This is a genomic window from Streptomyces sp. NBC_01451 (assembly GCF_036227485.1).
In the GTDB taxonomy this organism is placed as follows: Bacteria; Actinomycetota; Actinomycetes; order Streptomycetales; family Streptomycetaceae; genus Streptomyces.
Genome location: NZ_CP109479.1, coordinates 9,964,240 through 9,984,618, shown reverse-complemented (window position 1 = coordinate 9,984,618; position 20,379 = coordinate 9,964,240). Strand labels below are relative to the sequence as shown.

At 68.8% G+C, this 20,379-nt stretch carries 21 protein-coding genes and 6 pseudogenes; 12 read left to right on the top strand and 15 right to left on the bottom strand.

What is annotated here, in order from left to right; all coding sequences use genetic code 11:
• Window positions 1–240 precede the first annotated feature (240 nt).
• Window positions 241–420 carry a hypothetical protein gene (locus OG595_RS44040; RefSeq protein WP_329282337.1) on the bottom strand — a complete coding sequence of 60 codons (180 nt, stop codon included), beginning with the start codon at window positions 418–420 and terminating at the stop codon, window positions 241–243.
• A gap of 99 nt (window positions 421–519) precedes the next feature.
• On the opposite strand from OG595_RS44040, the gene OG595_RS44035 reads away from it, so the two are divergent.
• Window positions 520–2,184, top strand: a complete 1,665-nt coding sequence (locus tag OG595_RS44035) for a transposase (protein ID WP_329282335.1) — start codon at window positions 520–522, stop codon at window positions 2,182–2,184.
• Between the two features lie 31 nt (window positions 2,185–2,215).
• Here OG595_RS44035 and OG595_RS44030 read toward each other — a convergent pair whose 3' ends face one another.
• A complete protein-coding gene (locus OG595_RS44030; RefSeq protein ID WP_329282334.1) occupies window positions 2,216–2,602 on the bottom strand; it encodes a hypothetical protein in 387 nt (128 codons plus the stop codon).
• A gap of 1,067 nt (window positions 2,603–3,669) precedes the next feature.
• Between OG595_RS44030 and OG595_RS45550 the strand changes: the two genes are divergently transcribed.
• Complete coding sequence (locus OG595_RS45550) at window positions 3,670–4,347, top strand: peptidase inhibitor family I36 protein (RefSeq protein ID WP_443073310.1); 678 nt, start codon at window positions 3,670–3,672, stop codon at window positions 4,345–4,347.
• A 229-nt stretch (window positions 4,348–4,576) separates the two neighbouring features.
• Here the strand turns inward: OG595_RS45550 and OG595_RS44025 are convergent, their stop codons facing one another.
• The 4 genes and pseudogenes from OG595_RS44025 to OG595_RS44010 form a co-directional block, all read right to left on the bottom strand.
• Window positions 4,577–4,774, bottom strand: coding sequence for an IS3 family transposase (locus OG595_RS44025; protein ID WP_329282332.1), 198 nt, complete (start codon window positions 4,772–4,774; stop codon window positions 4,577–4,579).
• Between the two features lie 100 nt (window positions 4,775–4,874).
• Window positions 4,875–4,991: pseudogene (locus OG595_RS44020) on the bottom strand (IS30 family transposase); the annotation flags it as partial.
• Between the two features lie 101 nt (window positions 4,992–5,092).
• Complete coding sequence (locus OG595_RS44015; protein ID WP_329282330.1) at window positions 5,093–5,353, bottom strand: IS3 family transposase; 261 nt, start codon at window positions 5,351–5,353, stop codon at window positions 5,093–5,095.
• Window positions 5,354–5,599, bottom strand: coding sequence for a hypothetical protein (locus OG595_RS44010; RefSeq protein WP_329282328.1), 246 nt, complete (start codon window positions 5,597–5,599; stop codon window positions 5,354–5,356).
• A gap of 337 nt (window positions 5,600–5,936) precedes the next feature.
• On the opposite strand from OG595_RS44010, the gene OG595_RS44005 reads away from it, so the two are divergent.
• Window positions 5,937–6,521, top strand: a complete 585-nt coding sequence (locus OG595_RS44005; protein WP_329282326.1) for a sigma-70 family RNA polymerase sigma factor — start codon at window positions 5,937–5,939, stop codon at window positions 6,519–6,521.
• Window positions 6,518–7,270 carry an anti-sigma factor gene (locus OG595_RS44000; RefSeq protein ID WP_329282324.1) on the top strand — a complete coding sequence of 251 codons (753 nt, stop codon included), beginning with the start codon at window positions 6,518–6,520 and terminating at the stop codon, window positions 7,268–7,270. Before OG595_RS44005 ends, OG595_RS44000 begins: the two co-directional genes overlap by 4 nt.
• Before the next feature lie 45 nt (window positions 7,271–7,315).
• Here the strand turns inward: OG595_RS44000 and OG595_RS43995 are convergent.
• The 4 genes and pseudogenes from OG595_RS43995 to OG595_RS43980 form a co-directional block, all read right to left on the bottom strand.
• Window positions 7,316–7,933 (bottom strand): annotated as a pseudogene (locus tag OG595_RS43995) (DUF1295 domain-containing protein); the annotation flags it as partial.
• Between the two features lie 62 nt (window positions 7,934–7,995).
• Entirely contained in the window at window positions 7,996–9,306 is a 1,311-nt protein-coding gene (locus tag OG595_RS43990; RefSeq protein WP_329282323.1) for a cyclopropane-fatty-acyl-phospholipid synthase family protein, read from the bottom strand.
• Window positions 9,303–10,459 (bottom strand): annotated as a pseudogene (locus tag OG595_RS43985) (class I SAM-dependent methyltransferase). Before OG595_RS43985 ends, OG595_RS43990 begins: the two are co-directional and overlap by 4 nt.
• Before the next feature lie 94 nt (window positions 10,460–10,553).
• A pseudogene (locus OG595_RS43980) lies at window positions 10,554–10,957 on the bottom strand (DUF1365 family protein); the annotation flags it as partial.
• Between the two features lie 302 nt (window positions 10,958–11,259).
• Between OG595_RS43980 and OG595_RS43975 the strand changes: the two are divergent.
• Entirely contained in the window at window positions 11,260–11,826 is a 567-nt protein-coding gene (locus OG595_RS43975) for a helix-turn-helix domain-containing protein (RefSeq protein ID WP_329282321.1), read from the top strand.
• 31 nt (window positions 11,827–11,857) lie between these two features.
• Here OG595_RS43975 and OG595_RS43970 read toward each other — a convergent pair whose 3' ends face one another.
• Window positions 11,858–12,127, bottom strand: coding sequence for a hypothetical protein (locus OG595_RS43970; RefSeq protein WP_329282319.1), 270 nt, complete (start codon window positions 12,125–12,127; stop codon window positions 11,858–11,860).
• Between the two features lie 273 nt (window positions 12,128–12,400).
• On the opposite strand from OG595_RS43970, the gene OG595_RS43965 reads away from it, so the two are divergent.
• From OG595_RS43965 to OG595_RS43945, 5 genes and pseudogenes are all read left to right on the top strand, one after another.
• Entirely contained in the window at window positions 12,401–14,023 is a 1,623-nt protein-coding gene (locus OG595_RS43965; RefSeq protein ID WP_329282318.1) for a sulfite oxidase, read from the top strand.
• A gap of 72 nt (window positions 14,024–14,095) precedes the next feature.
• On the top strand, window positions 14,096–14,752 hold the full coding sequence (locus OG595_RS43960) for a fasciclin domain-containing protein (RefSeq protein ID WP_329282315.1): 657 nt from the start codon (window positions 14,096–14,098) through the stop codon (window positions 14,750–14,752).
• 254 nt (window positions 14,753–15,006) lie between these two features.
• Window positions 15,007–15,195, top strand: a complete 189-nt coding sequence (locus tag OG595_RS43955; RefSeq protein ID WP_329282313.1) for a zf-HC2 domain-containing protein — start codon at window positions 15,007–15,009, stop codon at window positions 15,193–15,195.
• Window positions 15,196–15,364: 169 nt separating this feature from the next.
• Window positions 15,365–15,697, top strand: a complete 333-nt coding sequence (locus OG595_RS43950; protein WP_329282311.1) for a hypothetical protein — start codon at window positions 15,365–15,367, stop codon at window positions 15,695–15,697.
• A 559-nt stretch (window positions 15,698–16,256) separates the two neighbouring features.
• A pseudogene (locus OG595_RS43945) lies at window positions 16,257–16,604 on the top strand (ISKra4 family transposase); the annotation flags it as partial.
• A gap of 71 nt (window positions 16,605–16,675) precedes the next feature.
• Here OG595_RS43945 and OG595_RS43940 read toward each other — a convergent pair.
• From OG595_RS43940 to OG595_RS43930, 3 genes are all read right to left on the bottom strand, one after another.
• On the bottom strand, window positions 16,676–17,359 hold the full coding sequence (locus tag OG595_RS43940; RefSeq protein WP_329282309.1) for an alpha/beta fold hydrolase: 684 nt from the start codon (window positions 17,357–17,359) through the stop codon (window positions 16,676–16,678).
• Between the two features lie 454 nt (window positions 17,360–17,813).
• Window positions 17,814–18,527 carry a hypothetical protein gene (locus OG595_RS43935; protein ID WP_329282307.1) on the bottom strand — a complete coding sequence of 238 codons (714 nt, stop codon included), beginning with the start codon at window positions 18,525–18,527 and terminating at the stop codon, window positions 17,814–17,816.
• A gap of 1 nt (window position 18,528) precedes the next feature.
• Entirely contained in the window at window positions 18,529–18,810 is a 282-nt protein-coding gene (locus OG595_RS43930; RefSeq protein ID WP_329282306.1) for a hypothetical protein, read from the bottom strand.
• Between the two features lie 304 nt (window positions 18,811–19,114).
• Between OG595_RS43930 and OG595_RS43925 the strand changes: the two genes are divergently transcribed.
• Together OG595_RS43925 and OG595_RS43920 are read left to right on the top strand one after the other, a co-directional pair.
• A complete protein-coding gene (locus tag OG595_RS43925) occupies window positions 19,115–19,471 on the top strand; it encodes a hypothetical protein (RefSeq protein WP_329282304.1) in 357 nt (118 codons plus the stop codon).
• 135 nt (window positions 19,472–19,606) lie between these two features.
• A complete protein-coding gene (locus OG595_RS43920; RefSeq protein ID WP_329282302.1) occupies window positions 19,607–20,002 on the top strand; it encodes a hypothetical protein in 396 nt (131 codons plus the stop codon).
• A gap of 21 nt (window positions 20,003–20,023) precedes the next feature.
• Here OG595_RS43920 and OG595_RS43915 read toward each other — a convergent pair.
• Window positions 20,024–20,128 (bottom strand): annotated as a pseudogene (locus tag OG595_RS43915) (transposase); the annotation flags it as partial.
• Between the last annotated feature and the right edge of the window lie 251 nt (window positions 20,129–20,379).

The window sequence follows — 20,379 nt, the reverse complement described above, 5'->3', positions numbered from 1 at the left end:
CTCAGCCCGGCACCATCAACAGCGCAGGGCGCGCCCGCGCGTGCTCCCACTGCACACACCGCGTCCACTGCTGCCACCACCCCATGCCGCCCAAGACAGCGAAGACGACCACGCCGAGCAGCAGTCACCAGTGCGCGAGCAGCCAGTTGACCACCATCACCACCAGTCCGACCGCCACGACCACAACCAGGACGGTGATCGGCGCGTCCTGCCGGCTACGCCGACCGCTGGGACGCCGGGTCATCGTCCACCTCCCAGGACAGAGAGGTCGATCGGGTACGACACCGAGGGCATGGGCGGACGGCGGTCCGTTCCGTCCGCAGCCGAGGTGTTGTCGACGCCGAGAACGGCCAGGCCGAAGAGAGCGAAGACGGTCATCTCCCGGCGTGCGCCCGGCGCCCACCAGATGTGCCCGCGCACTGAGCGACTCTGTCGGGAATCTTGAGGACGGCAGTTAACGATCGTGACGTTGCGTCAGGCTCGTTGTAACGTCCCGCCCTCGTTCCCCAGGAGCCCGATGTGTCCCTCCAACCTCACTCCGGAGCCGAGATCCCGCCGCTGACCGCCCGGGTTGCCCGCGCGGCCAACCCCAAGGGCACCACCGCGATGTGGATCCGCGACCGCCTCGATGGCCTCTGGCGTGACGAGGACTTCACCGCCTGGTACCCGCGTGACGGCCGCCCTGTGCTCTCACCCGCCCAGCTCGCCACCGTCTGCGTGCTGCAGTACGCGATGAACCTCTCCGACCGCCAGGCCGCCGAGGCGGTGCGCTGCCGAATCGACTTCAAGTACGCCCTCGGACTGGACCTGGACGATCCCGGCTTCCAGCACAGCGTCCTGTCCGACTTCCGCGACCGGCTCGCCGAAGGCGACCGCGCCGACCGGCTGCTGGGCCTCGCACTCACCCGGATCCGACGGGCCGGCCTGCTCAAGGGGCGCGTCACGCAGCGCACCGTCTCCACCCACGTCCTGTCCGCCGCACGGGAGTTGACCCGCCTGGAGCTGGTGGCCGAGGCGGTCCGCGCCGTGCTGGAAGAGGTGGCCCGCGACGCGCCAGAGGTGCTGGATGAGCTGGTCACCGCCGAATGGGCCCAACGCTACGGCCGGCCGGTGCGCCTGTGCTCCCAGCCCAGCCACCCCGTTGCCCGCCTGGAGCAGGTGGGCAACGACGCCCGCGAGCTGCTGCAACGCCTTGACGCCCGGTTCCCCGGCGGCGCTCCGGCGCAGGCGAAGGTGCTCCGAACGATCCTGGTGCAGCACTTCCTGGTGGATGCCAAGGGGCGGTTCAGGCCGCGCACGAAGCGCGACGGCCGGCCGCCCTCCCGGATTCAGATCGAGTCGCCGTATGAGACCGAGGCGCGCTGGACGCGCCGTGGCGACACCCACTGGACCGGCTACCTCGTGCACGTGACCGAGACCTGCGACGACAAGCGGATCAACGTCATCAACGACGTGGCCACCGCCGTCTCCAGCGCGGACAGCCAGGCGCTGCCCGGCATCCACGCCCGCCTCAGGCGGCTGCGCCTGCTGCCGGACCGGCACCTGGTCGACGGCGGCTACACCTCCGTGGCCGGCATGGACGCCGCCGCCCGCCTGCACCGCGTCACTCTGATCGGGCCGCTTCCGCCCAGCACCACCCCGCAGCACCGGGCCAACGACGGATTCGGCCGGGAGAACTTCATCATCGACTTCGACCAGCGCGAGGTCACCTGCCACAACGGGCAGGTCAGCGGCAACTGGCAGGACCTGCCGGTGGCCGAGCCGACCAAGGTCACAGTCCGGTTCGACGCCCGCCAGTGCGGCCGCTGCCCCGAGCGGGCCAAGTGCACTCCAGGCCCGTTTCGCAGCCTGTACTTTCCCACCCGCCGCCTGCACGAACTCCAAACCAAGAACCGCGCCGACCAGCAGGACGCGGACTGGCGCCAACTCTACGGGCGACGCTCGGGGGCCGAGGGCACCATCGAGGAGTTCGCCAACGGCCACCGCGGACGCCGGTGCCGCTACCGTGGCCTGGCCAGGACGCACGTCCAGCACGTCCTGACCGCACTCGCGATCAACGTCGAGCGGCTGAGCCTTCAAGAACCCGCCGACGACTCGTACCGGCCCCGCCCTCCCACAGCATTCCAGCAGTACCTCGACGCACGCGACTTACCCCGGCCACTGTGGTGGCGCCAAGGGAAGTGACGCCCGTCCTCAAGATTCCCGACAGAGTCGCTCAGTGGTCTGCACCGACGACCGTGTCCATCCACCCCGGCCGGACCAGAGCCAGCGCGACAAGGGCGATATCGATCGTGATACCGAAGACGAGCCGGGCATTCCAGAACAGCAGGAGGAGCATCGCAGAGACCAGGCTGGCCACGATGGTGATCACCGGCCACGAGGAGACCAGGCCCGGCACCCCCCAGACCGACAGGACGAGAGTGGCGAAGCCAGCCACCGCCAGCGCCATCAGGACCACGCCGAAGGGCTGGCGTGCCGATTCAGGTATCAGCCGCGAATGGTCCAGGGAGAACTCGGGCACATCCGGGGCCACATACAGCAGGTGAACAAGGCCGTGCGCCATCAGCAGCAGGCCCAACACGATCCGGACCACGACAATCATCGCGCCCCTCCGGCATGTGATAGGGCAATATGCACAGCGCCTGTGGGCTGCCTTCAGGATCCCGCCCCGGCGCGGCTGGCGGCGAGGGGCCATCCGCCCCATGGTGCGGGGCGAACGGCCCCCGGTCCACACCGCACTCCGCGTCCCGGCCGCGTCATGACTGGAGCGGGCCGCAGGACATCATTCGGGTGCCGGCTCTCCGGTCAGCGTGGCCGGGAGGAACCACCTTCGCCGGCCTTCCCGCCATCTGCATCCCCTGCGGTATTCCCGGCACCCGCTTCACCCGTGGCGGTCTCGGCTTCCTGCTCGTACAGATGCCGCGGCACCCCCTGGTCCCGGGACGAGCGCAGCGGAACCCCGCAACCGGCTCCGCCGAGACGGCAGACGATCTTCACCATGGGCACCCGCCGCCGACCAGGCCGAGCACGGCGACTCACCCGCACACCAGCCCATCGCACCTGCACGTTTCACGATGCGCAGTGCTCACTGACGTTCCGTCGGAGCACACGTACGGCCGGACAAAAGGCATGTGCTCCTTCCCCAAAAGCTCATGAGTTCCCTGCGATCACTGTCATGCTGGTGGGCGCCGCTGACAGTCGATCAACCCAAGTGCCGCAACTCGGCTGCTTTCAGACTGAGTTCAGGACAGGCCGAGCGGACTGCCCTGAAGTCGGGGCCCTTTCTGCCTGAGCGCGGTGGCCGGGTTGCCGAACGGGCTCGGGTCCACGGCGCGGGGTCACGGAAGGCGGCTTCACGGGGAAGCCGAGTCACGCCGACCTTCACTGCACAGGCAGGAACCACGGCTGCATGCCGGTCAGTGTCAAGCAGACGAGCGGCTGCAGACGTCCTGGCTGAGGATGGAGAGCCGCTTGATGATGTACTGCGTCAGTGGGTGCTCCTCGTCGCCCATGACGTCGAGGATTGGTCGTTCACCGACCTCAAGCCTGTGCTGGAGGCCCCAATCAGTTGGAGTGCTGAGCCGACCCTGCGACCTGAGAGGACGTTAAGTCGTAGCTGTTCAGCAGGGGCGACGGCATGTCAGGGCGGCCTGCCCAGCGACGTTCCGTATGCCGAGAATCGGCCTCATTGAGGCCATAAATCCCCCGATGTGGGGATTGCACCGGTTCATCACGTTCTGCCGCACGGATCAGGCGTGCGATCTGCGCGCGTCCGCGCCTGCTGAACAGCTACGTCCGGCGCGCACCACGTACACCACCCTTCAGACGCGCGCAGCACGCCATCCCTTTACCCGATCGTCACCTTCTCATTGCAACCCGTCCCGTCGCCGCCCCGTCTTCCCGGGCAGCACTCGGGGGACAACCGTTTTCTCAGAAGGGAATGACCCAGTGACCTACAAGCAACTCCTTCAGCGAATGGCTTTACCGGCGACGATAGCAACCGCCATGGTGGGCAGCGGTCTAGCTGCCGCGCCTGCCGCGAGTGCCGCCCCCAGTGACTGCCCTGACCACTATGTATGCATTTTCCAGAACGTAGATTACGGGGGGCGCTGGATCGGCAATCTCGAGGGTCATGACCGTCCCAATGTCGGTGACTACATGAACGACCGAGCCAGTTCCATCATCAACAACACTAATTACTCGATCACCTTTTACGAGCACGCGAACTATGGAGGGGCTAGCGTCTCGGTGGGTCCGCGCATTCAGGTTCGTAGCCTGGGAAGCTGGAACGACAGCATCAGCTCATGGCGAAACCTTTGCGGGTGGCACCCCACCCTGTGTGGGTAGCTGTTCAGCAGGGGTAACGGCATGTCAGGGCCGCCTGCCCAGCGACGTTCCGTCTGCCGAGAATCAGCCTCATCGAGGCCGGAAATCCCCCGATGTCAGGATGGCGACGGTTCTTCCCTTTCTGCCGCATGGGTCAGGCGTGCGATCTGCGCGCGTCCGCGCCTGCTGAACAGCTACATTAAAAGAGAGGGAGCCTCGCGGATTCCGGACAGGCTTCTGACCGTCTGTTTCATGCCACGATTCGCAACTTCTCGTACTCGGCGTGGACTTCGCGCGGAGGACGGTAACCCATCACCGAGTAGAGACGTTTGCAGTTGTTCCTGAATTCGATGTAGCGAGCGATGTCCTGCCGGGCGGCCTCGCGAGTCAGGTAAGTCACCCTTGATACGCGCTTGTTCTTCAGGGCGCCGAAGAACGATTCGGCCATGGCGTTGACAGTCGGAACAGACCCCGTGCAACCGGAAGATCTGCGGAGCCCGAACCGGTCGAGCGTCTTCCTGAACTCGACTGATATGTAGTTGACGAATTCAATTGGTCATTGCAACACGGGACTTGTGCAGCGAGCGTACCTGCTCTTCGAAGACCTCGACCGGCGTCCGCCAACCGAGGCTCTTGCGGGGCCGGTTATTGATCGCCCTGGATATCAGTGGGGTTTGATAGTGGTCGTCCATCGCGTAGCCGATGACTTCCTTCGTGCAGCAGCCGATGACCGTCGCGAGGTACAGCCAGCCTTCCCGATCGCGATTCAGGAAATGTCACCGACGAGCCTTTCACCGGGCGCATCCGCAGTGAAGTCGCGACCGGCGAGGTCTGGCACCGGGCCAGCCGCAGCCTGAGTGAGGTTGAACCTCTTCGGCCGCGGCTGGCAGGGAACCAGGCCCAGTTCACGCATGAGGCGGCGGACCGGGCCCAGGCCGGCGGTGACGCCCCAGCGCTCCAGCTGGGCCTGGACGCGCCGGTGCCCGTAGGTGCTGTCGGACATGGCGAAGACCTTCTCGATGAGCAATTACAGTTCTTCGCGCCGCTGGGCTGTCGCGGATTCCGGGCGGGAGCGCCAATCGTAGTAGCCGGATCGGGGTACACCCAGCCGATCGCACATGAAATCGCCGCTGTATGCGTACTCCTCTGTGTCGAGCGCATCGCCCTGGTCCTCGCGGATCCCTTTCGCCAGGCCCTCCAGCGTCGGATGTCCGCAGGTGGCAAGCTTTTCGAGCCAGCAGGGCAGTCCGCTGGCATCGCGCTGGTCCAGCACAGCGGCCCGCGGGGGGCGTGCGAAGCACGAGGCGTCGCCAGAGGGCTTGGACGGCCCTGGTGACGTGCGCCGTTTCCAGGGCGAGTGCGAACTCGTGCCGTGCCATCCGCGACCTCCTTTTCACCTGGTGTTCGCCCCTGAGGAGACTTCCTGTTGAGGGGGGATCGGTCGCGGGGCGCCTGACGGCTTGGCCTGCCGACGGCGCGGTGGTCGTTCGTCAGTCTTCCGTCTTCCCTCTCGGGCTCGTGCCGCCTGCGTTTTCATCGCTGCCAGAACCAATCCCCGGCCCGCGCAGGATCGGATTACGTCCGGAGATGTCCCAACCACGGAGGGCGTTGTGAGAGAAGCCGTACATATCGGCAGGAACCCATCGATGGAGCCGGACCTGGAAGAGCTGGTGGGCCGCGTGGCTCTGGGGGATGAGCCTGCGTTCGCTTCTGTCTACGACGCCGTCGTAAGTCCGGTTCTCGGTGTCGTCCGTGCCGTGCTGCGTGATCAGGCACAGTCCGAGGAAGTGGCCCAGGAGGTTCTGGTAGAAGTGTGGCGCACCGCTCCCCGCTACCGTTCCGACCGCGGCACGGCGATCAACTGGATCCTCACCCTCGCCCATCGCCGGGCCGTGGACCGCGTCCGGCACGTGGAAGCCGTGGCCGCCCGGGACCACAAGGCCGCCCTACTGGAGCGCACCCCCGAGTACGACGAGGTGACCGAACAGGTCGAGGCACGGCTGGAACGGGAACAGGTGCGGCGCTGTCTGCGCACGCTGACCGACATCCAGTGCCAGGCGGTCACCCTGGCCTACTACCGCGGACTGACCTACCGCGAGGTCTCAGAAGCACTCGCCCTCCCACTGGGCACCGTAAAAACCCGCCTGCGCGACGGACTGATCCGGCTGCGCGACTGCCTGGGGGTGACCGCATGACCACCGCCGAACTGCACCTCATGACCGGTGCCTACGCCCTACACGCCCTGTCCGACGAAGAACGCGACGCGTTCGAGCGACACCTCTCCGCCTGCGAACCCTGCACTCAGGAGACCGCCGAGCTCTGTGCCACCACGGCCCGTCTGGGACTCGCCGTCTCTGCGACGCCTCGGCGGGAGATGCGCGAACAGGTGCTGCGCCGCATCACGACCGTCCGTCAGGGCTCCCCCGGCGAGCCGACGCCGATGCGTTCGGGCCGTGCCCGACTGCGGGCACGACAGCTGTCGCGGTGGACGCTGGCCGCCTGCCTCGCGGCTGCTGCCGCGCTCGGCGGCACCACGGTGTGGCAGCACCAGCGGGCCGAGGCCGCGCTCAGCCAGGCGCGCCGGGCCGAGCAGGGAACAGCGCGGATCAGCGCGGTGCTCGCCGCGCCGGACGCCAGGACCCGGGTCGCGAAGCTGGCCGACGGTGCCACCGGCACCGTGGTGGTATCGCACGAGCGGGACCAGGCGGTGTTCCTCGCCGCCGGGATGGCGCGTCCGCCGGCGGGGAAGGTCTACCAGCTGTGGTTCGACGACGGGGGCACCATGCGCTCCGCTGGTCTGATGGACCCCGGCCGCAGCGACCAGGCCGTCCTGCTGCAGGGGGGCGTGGACGGGGCGTCGGGCATGGGCGTCACCGTTGAACCCGCGGGCGGCTCGAAACAGCCCACCACCAGCCCGCTCACCCTGGTGCACTTTCCCGCCTGAGTTGGTGTGGCCCCGCCCTTCGCTTCGCGGCGGGGCCACACCAACTCAGGCGGGGCCGGCGCGGGCCGCGTGCTGAGCGTATCCGGGCCGCTGTGCCATGTGCCGCTTCGGCAGACGCTTCCCGCTGCCCCAGATCAGCGGACGGTTCATGACCAGCGGCTACACGACCGTCACGGCGGTGGCGCAGACGATCAGCAGCGGTCCCCACCAGACGCAGAGGTCGCCGAAGTAGTTGGGATGACGGGTGTTGCGCCACAACCCCTGGTCCATGATCCGGCCTTTGTAGGAGGAATCCGCTTTGAACCGGGAGAGCTGGGTGTCCCCGACCGCGTCGAAGCACATACCGAGTACCACGAGTCCCGGGCCGGCGGCGGCGAGGGCGGTCATGGGACCGGGCACGTACGGCACGGCCTGGACCGGCAGCGACAACAGCCACACCAGAGCGCCCTGGACGGGGTAGACAATGCGCAGGGCGTAGAGGTTGCGGCTGCCAGGGGTCGCCTTGCCAAGCAGTTGGCAGTGGAGCGGGCCCTCGCCGTGCCCGCGGCCGCGCCGGGCGATGTGCCCGGCCCGCCGCAGACCACAAAACGCCGTCAGTATGGTGCCCAAGTAGCGGCGGCCCGGATCGCCCTCACCGGCCGGGGCCGCGCAACTACTCGTGGCGGCAAGCGAGAGCCCGGCGACTCATCCCAGATTCACCGCGAAGGTGCCCCGTTCGAAGCCGCTCACGGCCGGTCCGGTCCCGCGTACCAGTCCCGAGGCGTCGCAGGCATGCCGGCATCCCCGCCGGGTGTCGGCCGCACGCTCAGGATCTGGTCCACTCCCATCCGCCGCTCCTCGAATGCCAGGGCTGCACCGACCAGGTACAGCCGCCACACCCGGGCCGTCTCCTCGCCGACGAGCCGCACGAAGTCCTTCCACCGGTCCTCAAGAGTTCGATGCCAGGCGGCGACGGTACGAACGTAGTGTTCGCGCAGCGATTCGGTCGAGCGGACCTCCAACCCGGCCTCCTCCAGCAGGGCGACCGTCTCCCCGAGCGGGCGCATGTGCATGTCGGGGGCGATGTACGCCTCGATGAAGGTGCCGCCTCCCGGCGCCTTCGTCCCTCGGGACATCTGCTGCACCAGCACGCGTCCCCGCGGCCGGACCAGGCGGTACAGGGCGGCGGCGAACGCCGGGTACTCGGCGTCCCCGACGTGCTCGCCCATCTCGACGGTGGAGACGGCGTCGTAGGCACCGCCCGTGATGTCGCGGTAGTCCTGGCACACCACCTCGACCAGGTGTTCCATGCCGCGCTCGGCGACCTGTTCGCGGACGTGGGCCGCCTGCTCCTTGGCCAGGGTGACGGCGGTGACCTGCGCCTTGTACTGCTGTGCGGCGTACAGGGTGAGCGAACCCCAGCCGCAGCCGATGTCCAGCAGCCGGGCTCCGGGCGTCAGAGCGAGTTTGCGGCAGATCAGCTCCAGCTTGGCAAGCTGGGCCTCGGCGGGGGTGAGGTCCGGCTCGTCGCCGGTCCAGTAGCCGCACGAGTACGCCATGGTCTCATCGAGGAGGAGGCGGTAGAAGTCGTTGGAGAGGTCGTAGTGGTGGCTGATGGCGGCCCGGTCGCGGGCCCTGCTGTGGAGACCACCGCGCAGCCGTGCCTGGGAGGCGGGGGCGGGCGGCCGTGGTCCGGCCGCGCCCAGCAGCGCGGCGGTTCCGGTCGCACGCACCAGGCCGGCGAGGCCGAGCCGTGGCGGGTGCAGGCGGCGTTCCCGTGCGGCTGCCCACATCGCGCGCAGCCCCTGCGCCAGGTCTCCCTCCACGTCGATCTCCCCGGTGACGTACGCCTGCGCCAGGCCCAGCTCTCCGGGCTGCCACAGCAGGCGGCGCAGGGCGCGCCGGGAGCGGACCACGACGACCGGTCCCCCGGTCGGGCCTGCCTCGCTGCCGTCCCAGGCACGCAGCCGCAGCGGGAGAGGCCCGCCCAGCGCTGTCTCGGCGAGTGCGGCGAGCCGCTGGGCGGCGCCGGTCCGTACAGTGGGAATGGTGTTCATCGGGCGGGGTCCTCCTTGGTGAACAGGTACTGCTGGACGTCGAGGTGTCCGGAGCGGAAGCCGGCCTCGGAGTAGGCGAGGTAGAGCGTCCACATGCGGCGGAAGGTGTCGTCGAAGCCGAGCGCGGCCACCTCGTCGGCTCGCTCGGTGAAACGTTCAAGCCACAGCGTCTCGCCGTAGTGCGCTCCGAAACCGTCCCGGCGATCGGTCCGCGACCGGGTGTGGTCGTTCGCGGCGTCGGCCACCGCCTCGACGGAGGGCAGCAGGCCGCTGGGGAAGATGTACTTCTGGATCCAGGTGAAGGTGTCCCGGCTGGCCAACATCCGCTCGTGCGGCATGGTGATGGCCTGCACGACGACGCGCCCTCCGGGCGCCAGCCGGTCGTCGATGGTGCGGAAGTAGTCGGGCCAGAACTCGGCGCCCACGACCTCGATCATCTCCACGCTCACGACCGCGTCGTACGTGCCGCGGACCTCTCGGTAGCCGCACAGGTCGATGCGGGCCAGGTCGCGCTGTCCGCGGGAGAGGGGGAGCGAGTGGTGACCCGGGCACCGCGCGCGGCGGCGCGGATCGCAGGTTCGCCCCAGCCGGTGCCGATCTCCAGCACCCTGCTGCCCGCCCCGACCTCGGCGAGGTCCAGCAGCCGATCGATCTTGCGGTGCTGGGCCACGGCCAACAGCTCCCAGGTGGCGGGCAGGGCCCGGAAGAGGGCCGCGGAGTAGGTGAGGGTGTCGTAGAGGAAGAGGGCGAAGGGGTCGTTCAACAGGTCGTAGTGGCGGCTGATGTTGGCACGCGCACCGGCGGGGGTGTTGCGCCGGGCGTGCGGCCGGCGCAGCGCCCCCAGCCCGCGCAGCCGCTGCAGCGCGGCCGGGATCGGAGTGGCCGTGTGGTGGGCGAGCACCGTGAGGACGGCGACCAGGTCGAGGGCGTCCCACTCGCCGGCCATGTACGACTCGCCGAAGCCGATCAGCCCCTGGCCGCCGACGCGGCCGTGGAACGCCGTCGGGTCGTGGATCTCCAGAAGGGGGCCGCCCTGCCCGGCCATGGTGCCGTCGGCGAACTGCACACGCAGCAGCAGGCGTTCGAAGGTACGGCGTAGCACAGCCGCTGTGACGCCCCTGCGGGCGATGATGGTGGTCGGCGGTGCGGCCACGTCGGGCCAGCGGGCCGGGCCGACGGCGGGGCTTCGGGACGGCGGGGCGTGTCGGCCGTACGGCGGGACGGTGTTCGGCGGTCGTCATGACGGGTTCTCCGGGGCGTGGTGGTGGGGCGGCGCTGGACGGCAGTCGTCGCAGGTACAGGCGGATGGTGTGCAGGCGGACACGGCGAGGGTCGAGACGGATGGCGTGCGGCCAGCCGCAGCAGCGCGAGCGGTGTGACGTCGTGGCGGCTCCCGCGGACGGTCGCGGTGAAAGGCCTGACGCCGGCACGTTCGAGGTGCACGGTCAGGTCGAGTCGCTCGCCGGGCGGGGCAGGCACATACGGTAGTGGCCGTCGACGGGGAAGAGCGGCGAGACGTAGAACTCCTTGTCGGCGCGTGCCGTGTCCTTCCATCGGGAAACAGCAGGTAGCTATGGCGTTCGCCGATGGTGTTGTGGACCTCGGCGACCACGCATCGCGTGATGCCGTCACGGTCGTGACACCAGCAGACGCCACACCACTGCCTACGACAGCGACGCTCCACCACCCGCGACCGCCGTCGGCCGCCTCCCGCTGCTCCCGCGCCCAGTCCCCTGGGACGACTGGCATCGCTTCTCCTCCCGGTCGGCCGCGGACACTGGTTTCGCGCGTAATCCGAAGCCGCGGCGGGAGCGGATTGGCCACATGGCCGATCTTCCGTCGAACCGGTGAGGCGCACCCGACCCGACCTGAGCCTCGTCATGCGTTACGGCATACGGGTGCAATCGGGATGCCCTGTGATCACATGACCTGGTTGCCGGTTGTCATACCGTCGTGACGATCAACCTTCTGCCCCAGCACCCCATGCCGTCCCACCCGCGCCGCAGCGACGGAAAGGCACCTCTGCCCGCGCCCGAGGAGCGCGCCCGCTTGCGCCGGGCGTGGCAGCTCACCGACGAACAGGTCGCCGCGTCATTCGGCGTGACCACGGCGACGGTGCGCTCCTGGGAAAGTGGCCGCACCACCCCGACCGGCCTTCGGCGGGCCGCCTACGCCGCGTTCCTGAGCGGCCTGTCCCAGGGACTGGCACCCGCCGCGGCCGGGACCGCAGCCCCACCAGTAGCGGTACACCCGACCCGCCGGGCCGCGAGGCGCCGCCCACGGCGGCCGGCCGACCGGCCGCAAGCCCGTCCGGCACGCCGCCACGGTCCGCCGACGCTGTCCGCGACGCCCGAGGTCGCACCCGGGAGAGCCCCGGTCTCGGTCGCCCTTCCCGTGGGAGCAGGTCCTGATCCCGTCACACCCGCGCGCCGCCGCAGACTGCGAATCATGGCAGCCGCGGCCTGCGCCTGGACCGTCTTCCTGCACCTCATGATTACCTCTCCGCCGCCGCACCTGTAGGCCGTCGCGCGGACAGGACGCAGGCAGCAGGTCAGACCAGGCCGGTGACGGTGACGCTGACCTGCGCCGGCGTCGTCTCCGCAGGAAACAGCGCGGCCACGCGCTCCTCGCCGGCGTGCCGGGCGGCGCGCGCGACATCCACGCCGCGTATGTGACGGAGCGCGACGAGACTGATCTCGACGCGCCAGCCCTCGGCGAGTTCGCTCCTCCCCCACCGCGCCAGCTGATCACGCACATCTCTGCGTACCTGACCCAGACCGTCCTGCGGCGCGAGCGCGAGCCCTACAGAAGAGCACTTCATGGCAGATCATCCCTTTTTATTCTTATAGGTGATCCGATGCAGACACGATGAAGGGTTGGTCGCAGGCACCAGGATTTCACTTCAGGAAGCGGCACTCGACCATGCCGCGGCAGCAGGGAAACGAGGAGCCTCATCTGCCCGCCCGGCAGGAAAAGGCGGAATACGACGTAACTTACATCCGTAGCCGAGGCAAGCCTGGATTGGTCTGAGAAAAAAATTCATCCGATCGGGCAGACAACCAATCCGCCGGGCTTTCGGAGCCGGATTCCCCACGTGACCGACGACGAGAAGAAAACGTGGCAGCACCTCGGCCGGGCGCTGCCGGCTCTGGGCGCCTTGAGCGGCATTTTGGCCGGCTTCGCCTCGCTCGCTGCCGCTGAGCTGGTGTCGGCTGCGGTGCGTCCGCAGGCCAGTCCGGTCGTGGCGGTCGGCGGCGCGGCGATCGACCGCACCCCGGCCGCTGTGAAGGACTGGGCTATCCGTCATTTCGGCACCAATGACAAGTTGGTTCTCCAGCTCGGAATTCTCACATTGCTGGCGCTTTTCGCACTGGCACTCGGAATTTTCGCACTGCGATTTCGGCGCACCGGAGCCGCCGGTGTCCTGCTTTTCGGAGCGGTCGGTGCAGCCGCAGCCATCACACGGCCGGATTCCACCAGTCTCTCCGATGCGCTGCCTTCCGTGCTGGGCGGAATCGCGGGAGCCGTGGTCCTCTACGTGCTGCTCGGCTACCTCGCACCCCGGATCCCGGGACCGGCCGCCGAACGAGCTGCCAGCGAACCAGAGGGTCCGGTTTCCGGCGCCGGTTGGGACCGCCGCGGCTTCGTGATCGCGGCCACGGCCGCTGCCGCCGCGTCCACCGGGGCCGGGATCCTCGGCCGGACAGTGAACAGCGCGAGCGGCCAGAACGCGGTCGCCTCACGCAACAAGGTCGTCCTGCCCCGCCCCGCCTCCGCAGCCGCCGCCATTCCCAAGGGTGCCCAGCTGCGGATCCCCGGGATCAGCGCGTTCACCACGCCGAACGGTGACTTCTACCGAGTGGACACCGCCCTCGTGGTGCCCAAGGTGAACGCCACGGCCTGGCGGCTGCGCATCCACGGCACGGGTGTACGACGCCCGGTCTCCCTCTCCTTCGACGACCTGCTGCGGCGCGATCTGGTCGAGCGGGACATCACTCTCACCTGTGTGTCGAACGAGGTCGGCGGCCCCTACGTCGGCAACGCCCGCTGGATCGGCGTACGACTGGCGGACCTGCTGGCCGAGTGCGGGGTGAAGCCACCCTCGAAGGGCGGCCCCGCCGACCAGTTGGTGGCCCGTTCCGTGGACGGGATGACGATCGGCAGCCCGGTCGAGGATGTGATGGACGGCCGCGACGCGCTGCTCGCCCTCGGCATGAACGGCGAACCGCTGCCCTTCGAGCACGGCTTCCCGGTCCGCATGGTGGTGCCCGGCCTCTACGGCTTCGTCTCCGCCTGCAAGTGGATCAAGGACATCGAGCTCACCACGTTCGACTCCTACGACCCCTACTGGGTCAAGCGCGGCTGGGCCCGCAGAGCGCCGATCAAGACCGAGTCCCGCATCGACACCCCCAAGCCGTTCGCCCGGCCCAAGACCGGCAGGGTCATGGTCGGCGGAGTCGCCTGGGCTCAGCACCGCGGCATCGACAGGGTCGAGGTCCGGGTCGACGACGGCCCCTGGCAGGAGGCCCGGCTGGCCGCCGAGGACACCCGCGACACCTGGCGTCAGTGGTCCTTCCCCTGGCAGGCCACCAAGGGCGGCCACACCCTCACTGTCCGCGCCACAGACCGCACCGGCCAGGTGCAGACCGAGAAACGCACACAGACCATCCCCGACGGCGCCAGCGGCTGGCACTCCGTGGTCGTCACCGTCGACTGACCCCACAAGGCTTCTTTCCCAACCCCTTTACACACGCGACCCAGGTCGCAGCAACCCCATAGGAGAAACACCATGAGCACCCGTATCAGCCGCATCGCCGTGACCGTAGCCGCCGCGGCCGTGCTCCCACTGGCCCTCAGCGCCTGCGGCAGCAGCGACAGCGACTCGGCGAAATCGGACTCCTCCACCAAGGCGTCGGCCTCCGCGGCCACCTCGGACGACAGCATGACCGGTTCGACCGCCGCCTCGGCGGACCAGCCGTTCGGTACCGCCTGCGCCTCGGTCCCCAAGAGCGGTGCCGGCTCGTTCGACGGCATGGCCCAGGACCCGGTGGCCACCGCCGCGTCCAACAACCCGGCCCTGTCCACACTGGTGGCGGCGGTGACGAAGGCCGGTCTCGTCGACACCCTCAACAACGCCCAGAACATCACCGTGTTCGCGCCGACCAACGACGCCTTCGCCAAGATCCCCAAGGCGACCCTCGACAAGGTCCTGAACGACAAGGCCCAGCTGACGAAGATCCTCACCTACCACGTGGTGGGCCAGAAGCTCACCCCGAAGGACCTGGAGAAGGGCTCCTTCGACACCCTGGAGACGTCGAAGGTGACCACCTCGGGCTCCGGTGAGTCCTACACCGTCAACGACTCCGCCAAGGTCGTCTGCGGCAACGTGAAGACCGCCAACGCCAACGTCTACATCATCGACACCGTCCTCATGCCGACCAGCTGACGGACCGTCACTTGCCGGGCGCCCTGCGGTGAGCGCCCGGCAGCCCGACTCCTGTGACGGGCAGAAAGCCAGGGGGCCGGGGCGCTCGCCCCGGCCCCCTGGCACACCACTACGTATCCCCCTCATCCCCGTCCGGTGAGCCGGCACACGAGCATCACAGCCCGACCCCCGCGGTCGTGTCCCACTCCGCAGCCGCGGTTTCACCACTACAGGTACGGACCTTCCAGCTCGACCGCCCAGGAGTGAACGAGCTCATGAGCCTCCACACCGATCTGCACACTCTTGTCGGCGCCTACTCACTGCACGCTCTGCCCGACGACGAACACGCCCTGTTCGAAGCACATCTACGGGACTGCCGGGCCTGCGCCGAAGAGGCGGAGAACCTCACGGCGACTGCCACCAAGCTCGCCGCCGCCATCACGTCCCCGCCTGCAATGAGCTGAACCGTCACCACACCGGCCAAGCCCTGGTCCTGGCCGATTCCGCCACCGCTGCCTCGACCGTCGGTCTCACCGCCGAACCCTTCGGGGGATCCGCCCACCACACCTCGGGTCTCCTCACGCTGCTCACCCTGGCGACATATCCGAACCTGCTGGCCGGAGACAAGGGATCGTGCCCGTACTCTTCCGTATCCGTGTCCTCGCCGTCTGCGGCACGCGGCTGTGGTGCGCCGGGGCAGGACCCGTAACCGCAGCCACCAGCCGCGCCCTGCACGACGAGCTGACCGAACGGTGCGCCGGGATGGCCGTGGTTGGACTCGACCTGCGCGAACTCCGCCTGCCCACCCAGGCGTTCCTGCCCACAACACCCTGGCCGGACGGGCCCCACACCATCCACCTGCTGGCACCGGACCTGCTGCGCTCCCACACCGCCGACGACCAACGCGTGCAGTGGCACACAGATCTGCCCACCGCCTGGCAGGCATGGTCCGCCACTTCGCCCTGACACCCGGTACCCAACACCGAGGACGGACTCGGCAGACCTGACACTGCCATCCAGGCAGAGTGCGACAGTGGAGCTTTCGGTCCCGGCCTTTCACGGAACGCCGCAGGGAGACACCTGCCTGTCCGAAGTGAGCACGCCCTGACAGCTCCAGGCTCGCCGTGCCTGTTCCAGCACCGCGCAGTCGGCCCTGGCCCGTGTCACACCGGTGGGCACGTGCCCACGGGACGATGAGGCGCCGAGTCCGTCCAACCCGTTCCTCCCTCCCACGGTCGGGACACTTCCACGCGACATCCGGCGTCTCAACCGACAACGGCGCCCCTCCCCGACGGCCGGGATGCCACCGCCCACTTGGTCGCCTTCGCCCGAAGCCACTGCCTGGACGTGGATGTCCTCCGGCCGCCCGGCACTCGACACCACCCGGTGTCGGCGTACGAGTTGACGTGGTCGGGTGGCCCGGGGGAATTGCACCCAATGCCAGCAACTTAGGCGGATCACTGTCCGTGATGGCCTTCGTTCGGCTGGCGCTCCGGGGGTCCGCCGAACACAACGAAGCTACTCGGCTACGACGGCCGCAGCCGTACAGCTTCCCACCTCCCGCCGCGACGCCGTCACCGCCTGCGCCCGCTATCTCACCGGTCACCTCGACCAGCTTCACTACGACACCGCTCTGGCGGCCGGCAGGCCGATCGCCACCGGCGCCGTCGAAGGTGCCTGCCGTCACCTGATCGCCGACCGCCTCGACATCACCGGCGCCCGCTGGAGACTCAACGGCGCCGCAGCCGTCCTCCTACTCCACGCACTGATCACGAACGGCGACTTCGAGGCCTACCGAATCTTCCACGCTGCCCGTGAACATCAACGCCTCTACCCCAGCCCCGACCAGCAGAACTACAGCCTCACTGCTTGACCCCGACCGCCACTTCAGAAGATCCGCACCCTGCTGCCTTTCCCACCCCAACGAAGTGACCGTCGGCCGCCCTACACGACGACGGGGACCGGACTGGCCCACGCCCGGTGAGGCCCCTGCGCCTGCGGCTGCGACATCTGACGAACGGCTGATGCGGCGGTGCGGTGCCACGTGCTGGCCCGCCGCATCATCCACAGACCACCACGCCGGACGACCACCGCCCCGGCCCGGGCGCCTGTCGTGCGCGCACGCTCCACATAATTCGACGCCTGCGCACAGGCAGCCGTGCCGTCGTCCCCCTGGACCAGCAGAATGCTCCGACCTGCCAGGTGCGCGACAGGTTCCCCCACCGGGAGCCATGGTGCCAGCGCCACCACGCCCCGCACCTGGGGATGCACGGCGGCCCGCAACGCGACACGAGCGCCCATCCCATGCCCAAGCAGGACCACCGGGGCGTCCCCGGCCAACCGGCCCAACTCACTGAGGGCCCGCAGCGCATCATTCTCCGCGTCGCCGGCGTTCCACCCGCGGCATCGATAGCGCACCTGCCCCAGCAGCGCCTCGTCCAACGACACGGCCGACGCCGCAGACCGCAGGATGGGCCGCATCCGCAAAGCCGCCAGCTGCCAGGGGCGCGCGGGCCGATGACCGACGGCCGGGCCATCGTGCAGCACCACCACGGCCACGCATGACTGCTGCGGCAGATGGCGCACCCACAATGCCGAGTCCGGCACCGACTCCCACCACACCGACATGACGGCTCTCCCCTCGGCAAACGCAGATTCTCGTTCTCTACGGGGAATCCGTCGCCGCCGCGGTGATTGTTTGCCCGCGCTCCGGACTCAATCGGGTGAACCACCTGGAGCGGGGCGATCCATCAAATCTTCACACAATTAAACATCCCCACGCCTTTGCGTTGAACATGCCAAAACCTGCCGTCGGGATTCTTGCCCCCGCCGACCTTCACTGCACAGGCAGGAACCACGGCTGCATGCCTGTCAGTGATCAAGCAGACGACAGCAGATCAGAACACTTCGGCGCACAACATCCAAGTGGCGAAGAAAGAGGCGCGCCCCAATCAGCTGGAGTGCTGAGCCGACCCTGCGACCTGAAGCTGACCAGGCCAGCCCGACGATCCGCTTCGGGCGCGGCCGGGGGTCCGCCCCGGGGACCCCGCTCGCCTTCCTCCCTCGCCGCGGCCGGTCTCCTTCAGCTGATCGGCTGGCGAAGCTCGGCCCGGATCCGTCGGGTCCGCTCGGCGAGGCCCGCCAAGTCCACGTCCTTGGCGTCCCCGGAGGCGACCGCGGGGTTGATCTCACCGATCAGCGCGCTGGTGTTGCCGTCGTTCCAGGCGCACATCGGCACGATGATCCGCATATTCAGGTCCTCCTTGGCGATCACCTGGCAGGTGACGGTGACGTCCGAGCCGGAGGGACGGAAGTCCTCGGGTGCCCGGGCGACCGACACTCCGTCCGTGTCAGCGGCGTCCTTGAGCATGGTGTCCCGGGCGTCGTCGGCGTCCCTGAACCGGCCGTACACACCGCTGACATTCAGCTGGCCGCCAAGGTTCGCGGGCTTGTAGATCGCGACGGCCGCCCGGACGTCACGGCCGCCCAGGGCGGTCTCGGCATGCTGTATGAAACTGTCCTGCGGAGGGTCGGAGAAGTCCTTCTCCAGTTCGTACTCACCGCTGAGCAGGGTCTTGGTCACGGTCAACCGGTACCGCGCCTCGGGAAAGTCTCCGCCGGTGCCGACCTTGCTGACCATGACCGCAACCACGGCGACGATCAATAGGGCCATGACCCCGCCTGTGACCCCCAGGACGACACCGGCCCGGCTCTTCTTCGGCGGCGGAGGCGGAGGCGGAGGCGGCAGGAGGTACGGCTGCGACACGGGGGGCTGCGGCGGCGGAGGCGTGGACACGTCATGAAGATACTGCACGCACAGCTCGCTCAAAGCGCTGCATCTCCTCGACCGCCACCTCTTCACTCAGCTCCTTGAGGACCACCTCCTCCTGGTCGCTGTCGTCGGCGACAGCTGTGGCGACTGCGGAATCCGGCTCCGGGGCAGGAACGACGACGGCCGGGCGGGGTGCGGGCAGCACGACCGGGCCGACGACGGCAGCAACGACCACGCGGCGCTGGTCGCGGCGGCCTGCCTGCTCCTCCGCACAGCGCGGGCAGTCCTGCCCGGAGCCGAGCAGCAACCGGTCTTCGCACCGCACTTCGCCGCACCGCTGGCACGCTGCGGCAGGGCCAGACCGATCAGTCAGCACACCAGAACCGTGATCGGACGGCCAAACCGCATCTGGTTCTCCAGGTGCCGGGCAAGCCGGTCGTCGTGAACCCCCGGCGCACGGCCGTCTGCCATGTCCTGTGGTTGAGGGGCGGCGTCCCGGGCGGTCATCATGATGGGCCATGAGGGCGGGTGATCGGGAGCGTGAGCGAAATGTTCGACGGGGCCATGGACGTATGCATCCCGGCCGTGGGGCTGGGGCGGGGGTGGCAGCGGTGAACCGGTCCGTTTCCTGGAGTGAGGCGGCGCTCGTAGCCGCGGTCTGCTGGACGGTCAGCGGCCTGGGATACGGTGTGATCGCCGCCCTCGACGAGCCGCAGCTGTCCGTCGCTCCCCTCATCGGGCTGGGGCTCGTCCAGTGGTTCTGGGCGCGCCACCGCTCCTGGTTGGCCGGGGCCACGGCAGGTCTTGCCGGGGCTGTCGTGCTGTTCGGGCTTGTCGACATCCTGCGGCCAGAGTTGGGCCGGTATGCCGCGGACGCCCTGTCCACGGGGGCCGCGGCGACTGCTGTCGTGGCCATGCTCGCGCTGGTGGGGCGTGGAAGGGGCCGCTGTGACGACGCGACAGGCTGATCCGCTCCGGGGCCACCGCCTTGGCCTGCCGTCCGAGCGGGGCGGAGTGCGGCGGCGTACCGTCTGGCAAGGGATGGCGGCTCGTGGCGAATGCTGTGTGCCTGGGGTGAGCGGACAACGATTGCGCCGGGTTCTGTGCCCGCGAAGGAACACGCTCATCTGAGCTTCGAGAACCCACCCGCGTTGCCTCACGAGGTGGTGGTCGAGACGTTGGAGCGGGCGCTTCGCGACCGCTCGCACGAGGGTGAGGCGGCAAGTGTCCTGGGCAGGAGCGCGTTGAACGACGAGGACCGGGAGTTCGTCGAGCACTGGTGCGTGCAGGTCGGGACACGGGCCGCGCCGGGGAACCCGTTGCTCGGCCTGGCGGGTCTGTGCCTTGGACATGCCGCCCGGCGCTTCGGGTATCTCAGTGGCGAGGCCCTTGCGCTAGTGGAGTCGCTCGCGGCGCGTGCCGAGATGGATCCGAAGGATGTGGACGGTCGGGCTCTTGATGGCTTTGACGACGCCCGGAGCTTCCTCCATCTGTGGTGAGGAGATCTGTCCGAGCCGGAGTCAGGCAGCGTTCGCCCTGGTCACGACGTCGTTGAGGCGCCTGTCGGTGGCATGCCTGTTCCGCCAGATCATGCAGCGGCGGATCATGCTGCCCTGGGATGTGTGGTGGTGAGCTGCACCGGACGGCCCTGGGCTCGCCGGCGAGTTCCACCGTGCCCGTCGCGTCGGCGCGACGTACCAGGCGGCGTCGTACGGCAACGGGCTGGCTGCCATCCTCGGCGTACTGCCGATGGCGGCTTACGTCCTCTTTCGTGATCGGCCCGTCCGGGCCCGGTTCCGCGCCGTAGGCTCTCGTCACGGGCCCGGCCCGGCCGACGACGGTGTAGGGGGCGAAGTGCGGTTGTCGCTGGTGGAGT

Coding starts and splice junctions, on each gene's coding strand:
- OG595_RS44030 (WP_329282334.1), bottom strand. CDS start 2,602: ATGATTGTCGTGGTCCGGATCGTGTTGGGCCTGCTGCTGATGGCGCAC.
- OG595_RS45550 (WP_443073310.1), top strand. CDS start 3,670: ATGCCGAGAATCGGCCTCATTGAGGCCATAAATCCCCCGATGTGGGGA.
- OG595_RS44025 (WP_329282332.1), bottom strand. CDS start 4,774: ATGGCCGAATCGTTCTTCGGCGCCCTGAAGAACAAGCGCGTATCAAGG.
- OG595_RS44000 (WP_329282324.1), top strand. CDS start 6,518: ATGACCACCGCCGAACTGCACCTCATGACCGGTGCCTACGCCCTACAC.
- OG595_RS43990 (WP_329282323.1), bottom strand. CDS start 9,306: ATGAACACCATTCCCACTGTACGGACCGGCGCCGCCCAGCGGCTCGCC.
- OG595_RS43970 (WP_329282319.1), bottom strand. CDS start 12,127: ATGAAGTGCTCTTCTGTAGGGCTCGCGCTCGCGCCGCAGGACGGTCTG.
- OG595_RS43960 (WP_329282315.1), top strand. CDS start 14,096: ATGAGCACCCGTATCAGCCGCATCGCCGTGACCGTAGCCGCCGCGGCC.
- OG595_RS43955 (WP_329282313.1), top strand. CDS start 15,007: ATGAGCCTCCACACCGATCTGCACACTCTTGTCGGCGCCTACTCACTG.
- OG595_RS43940 (WP_329282309.1), bottom strand. CDS start 17,359: ATGTCGGTGTGGTGGGAGTCGGTGCCGGACTCGGCATTGTGGGTGCGC.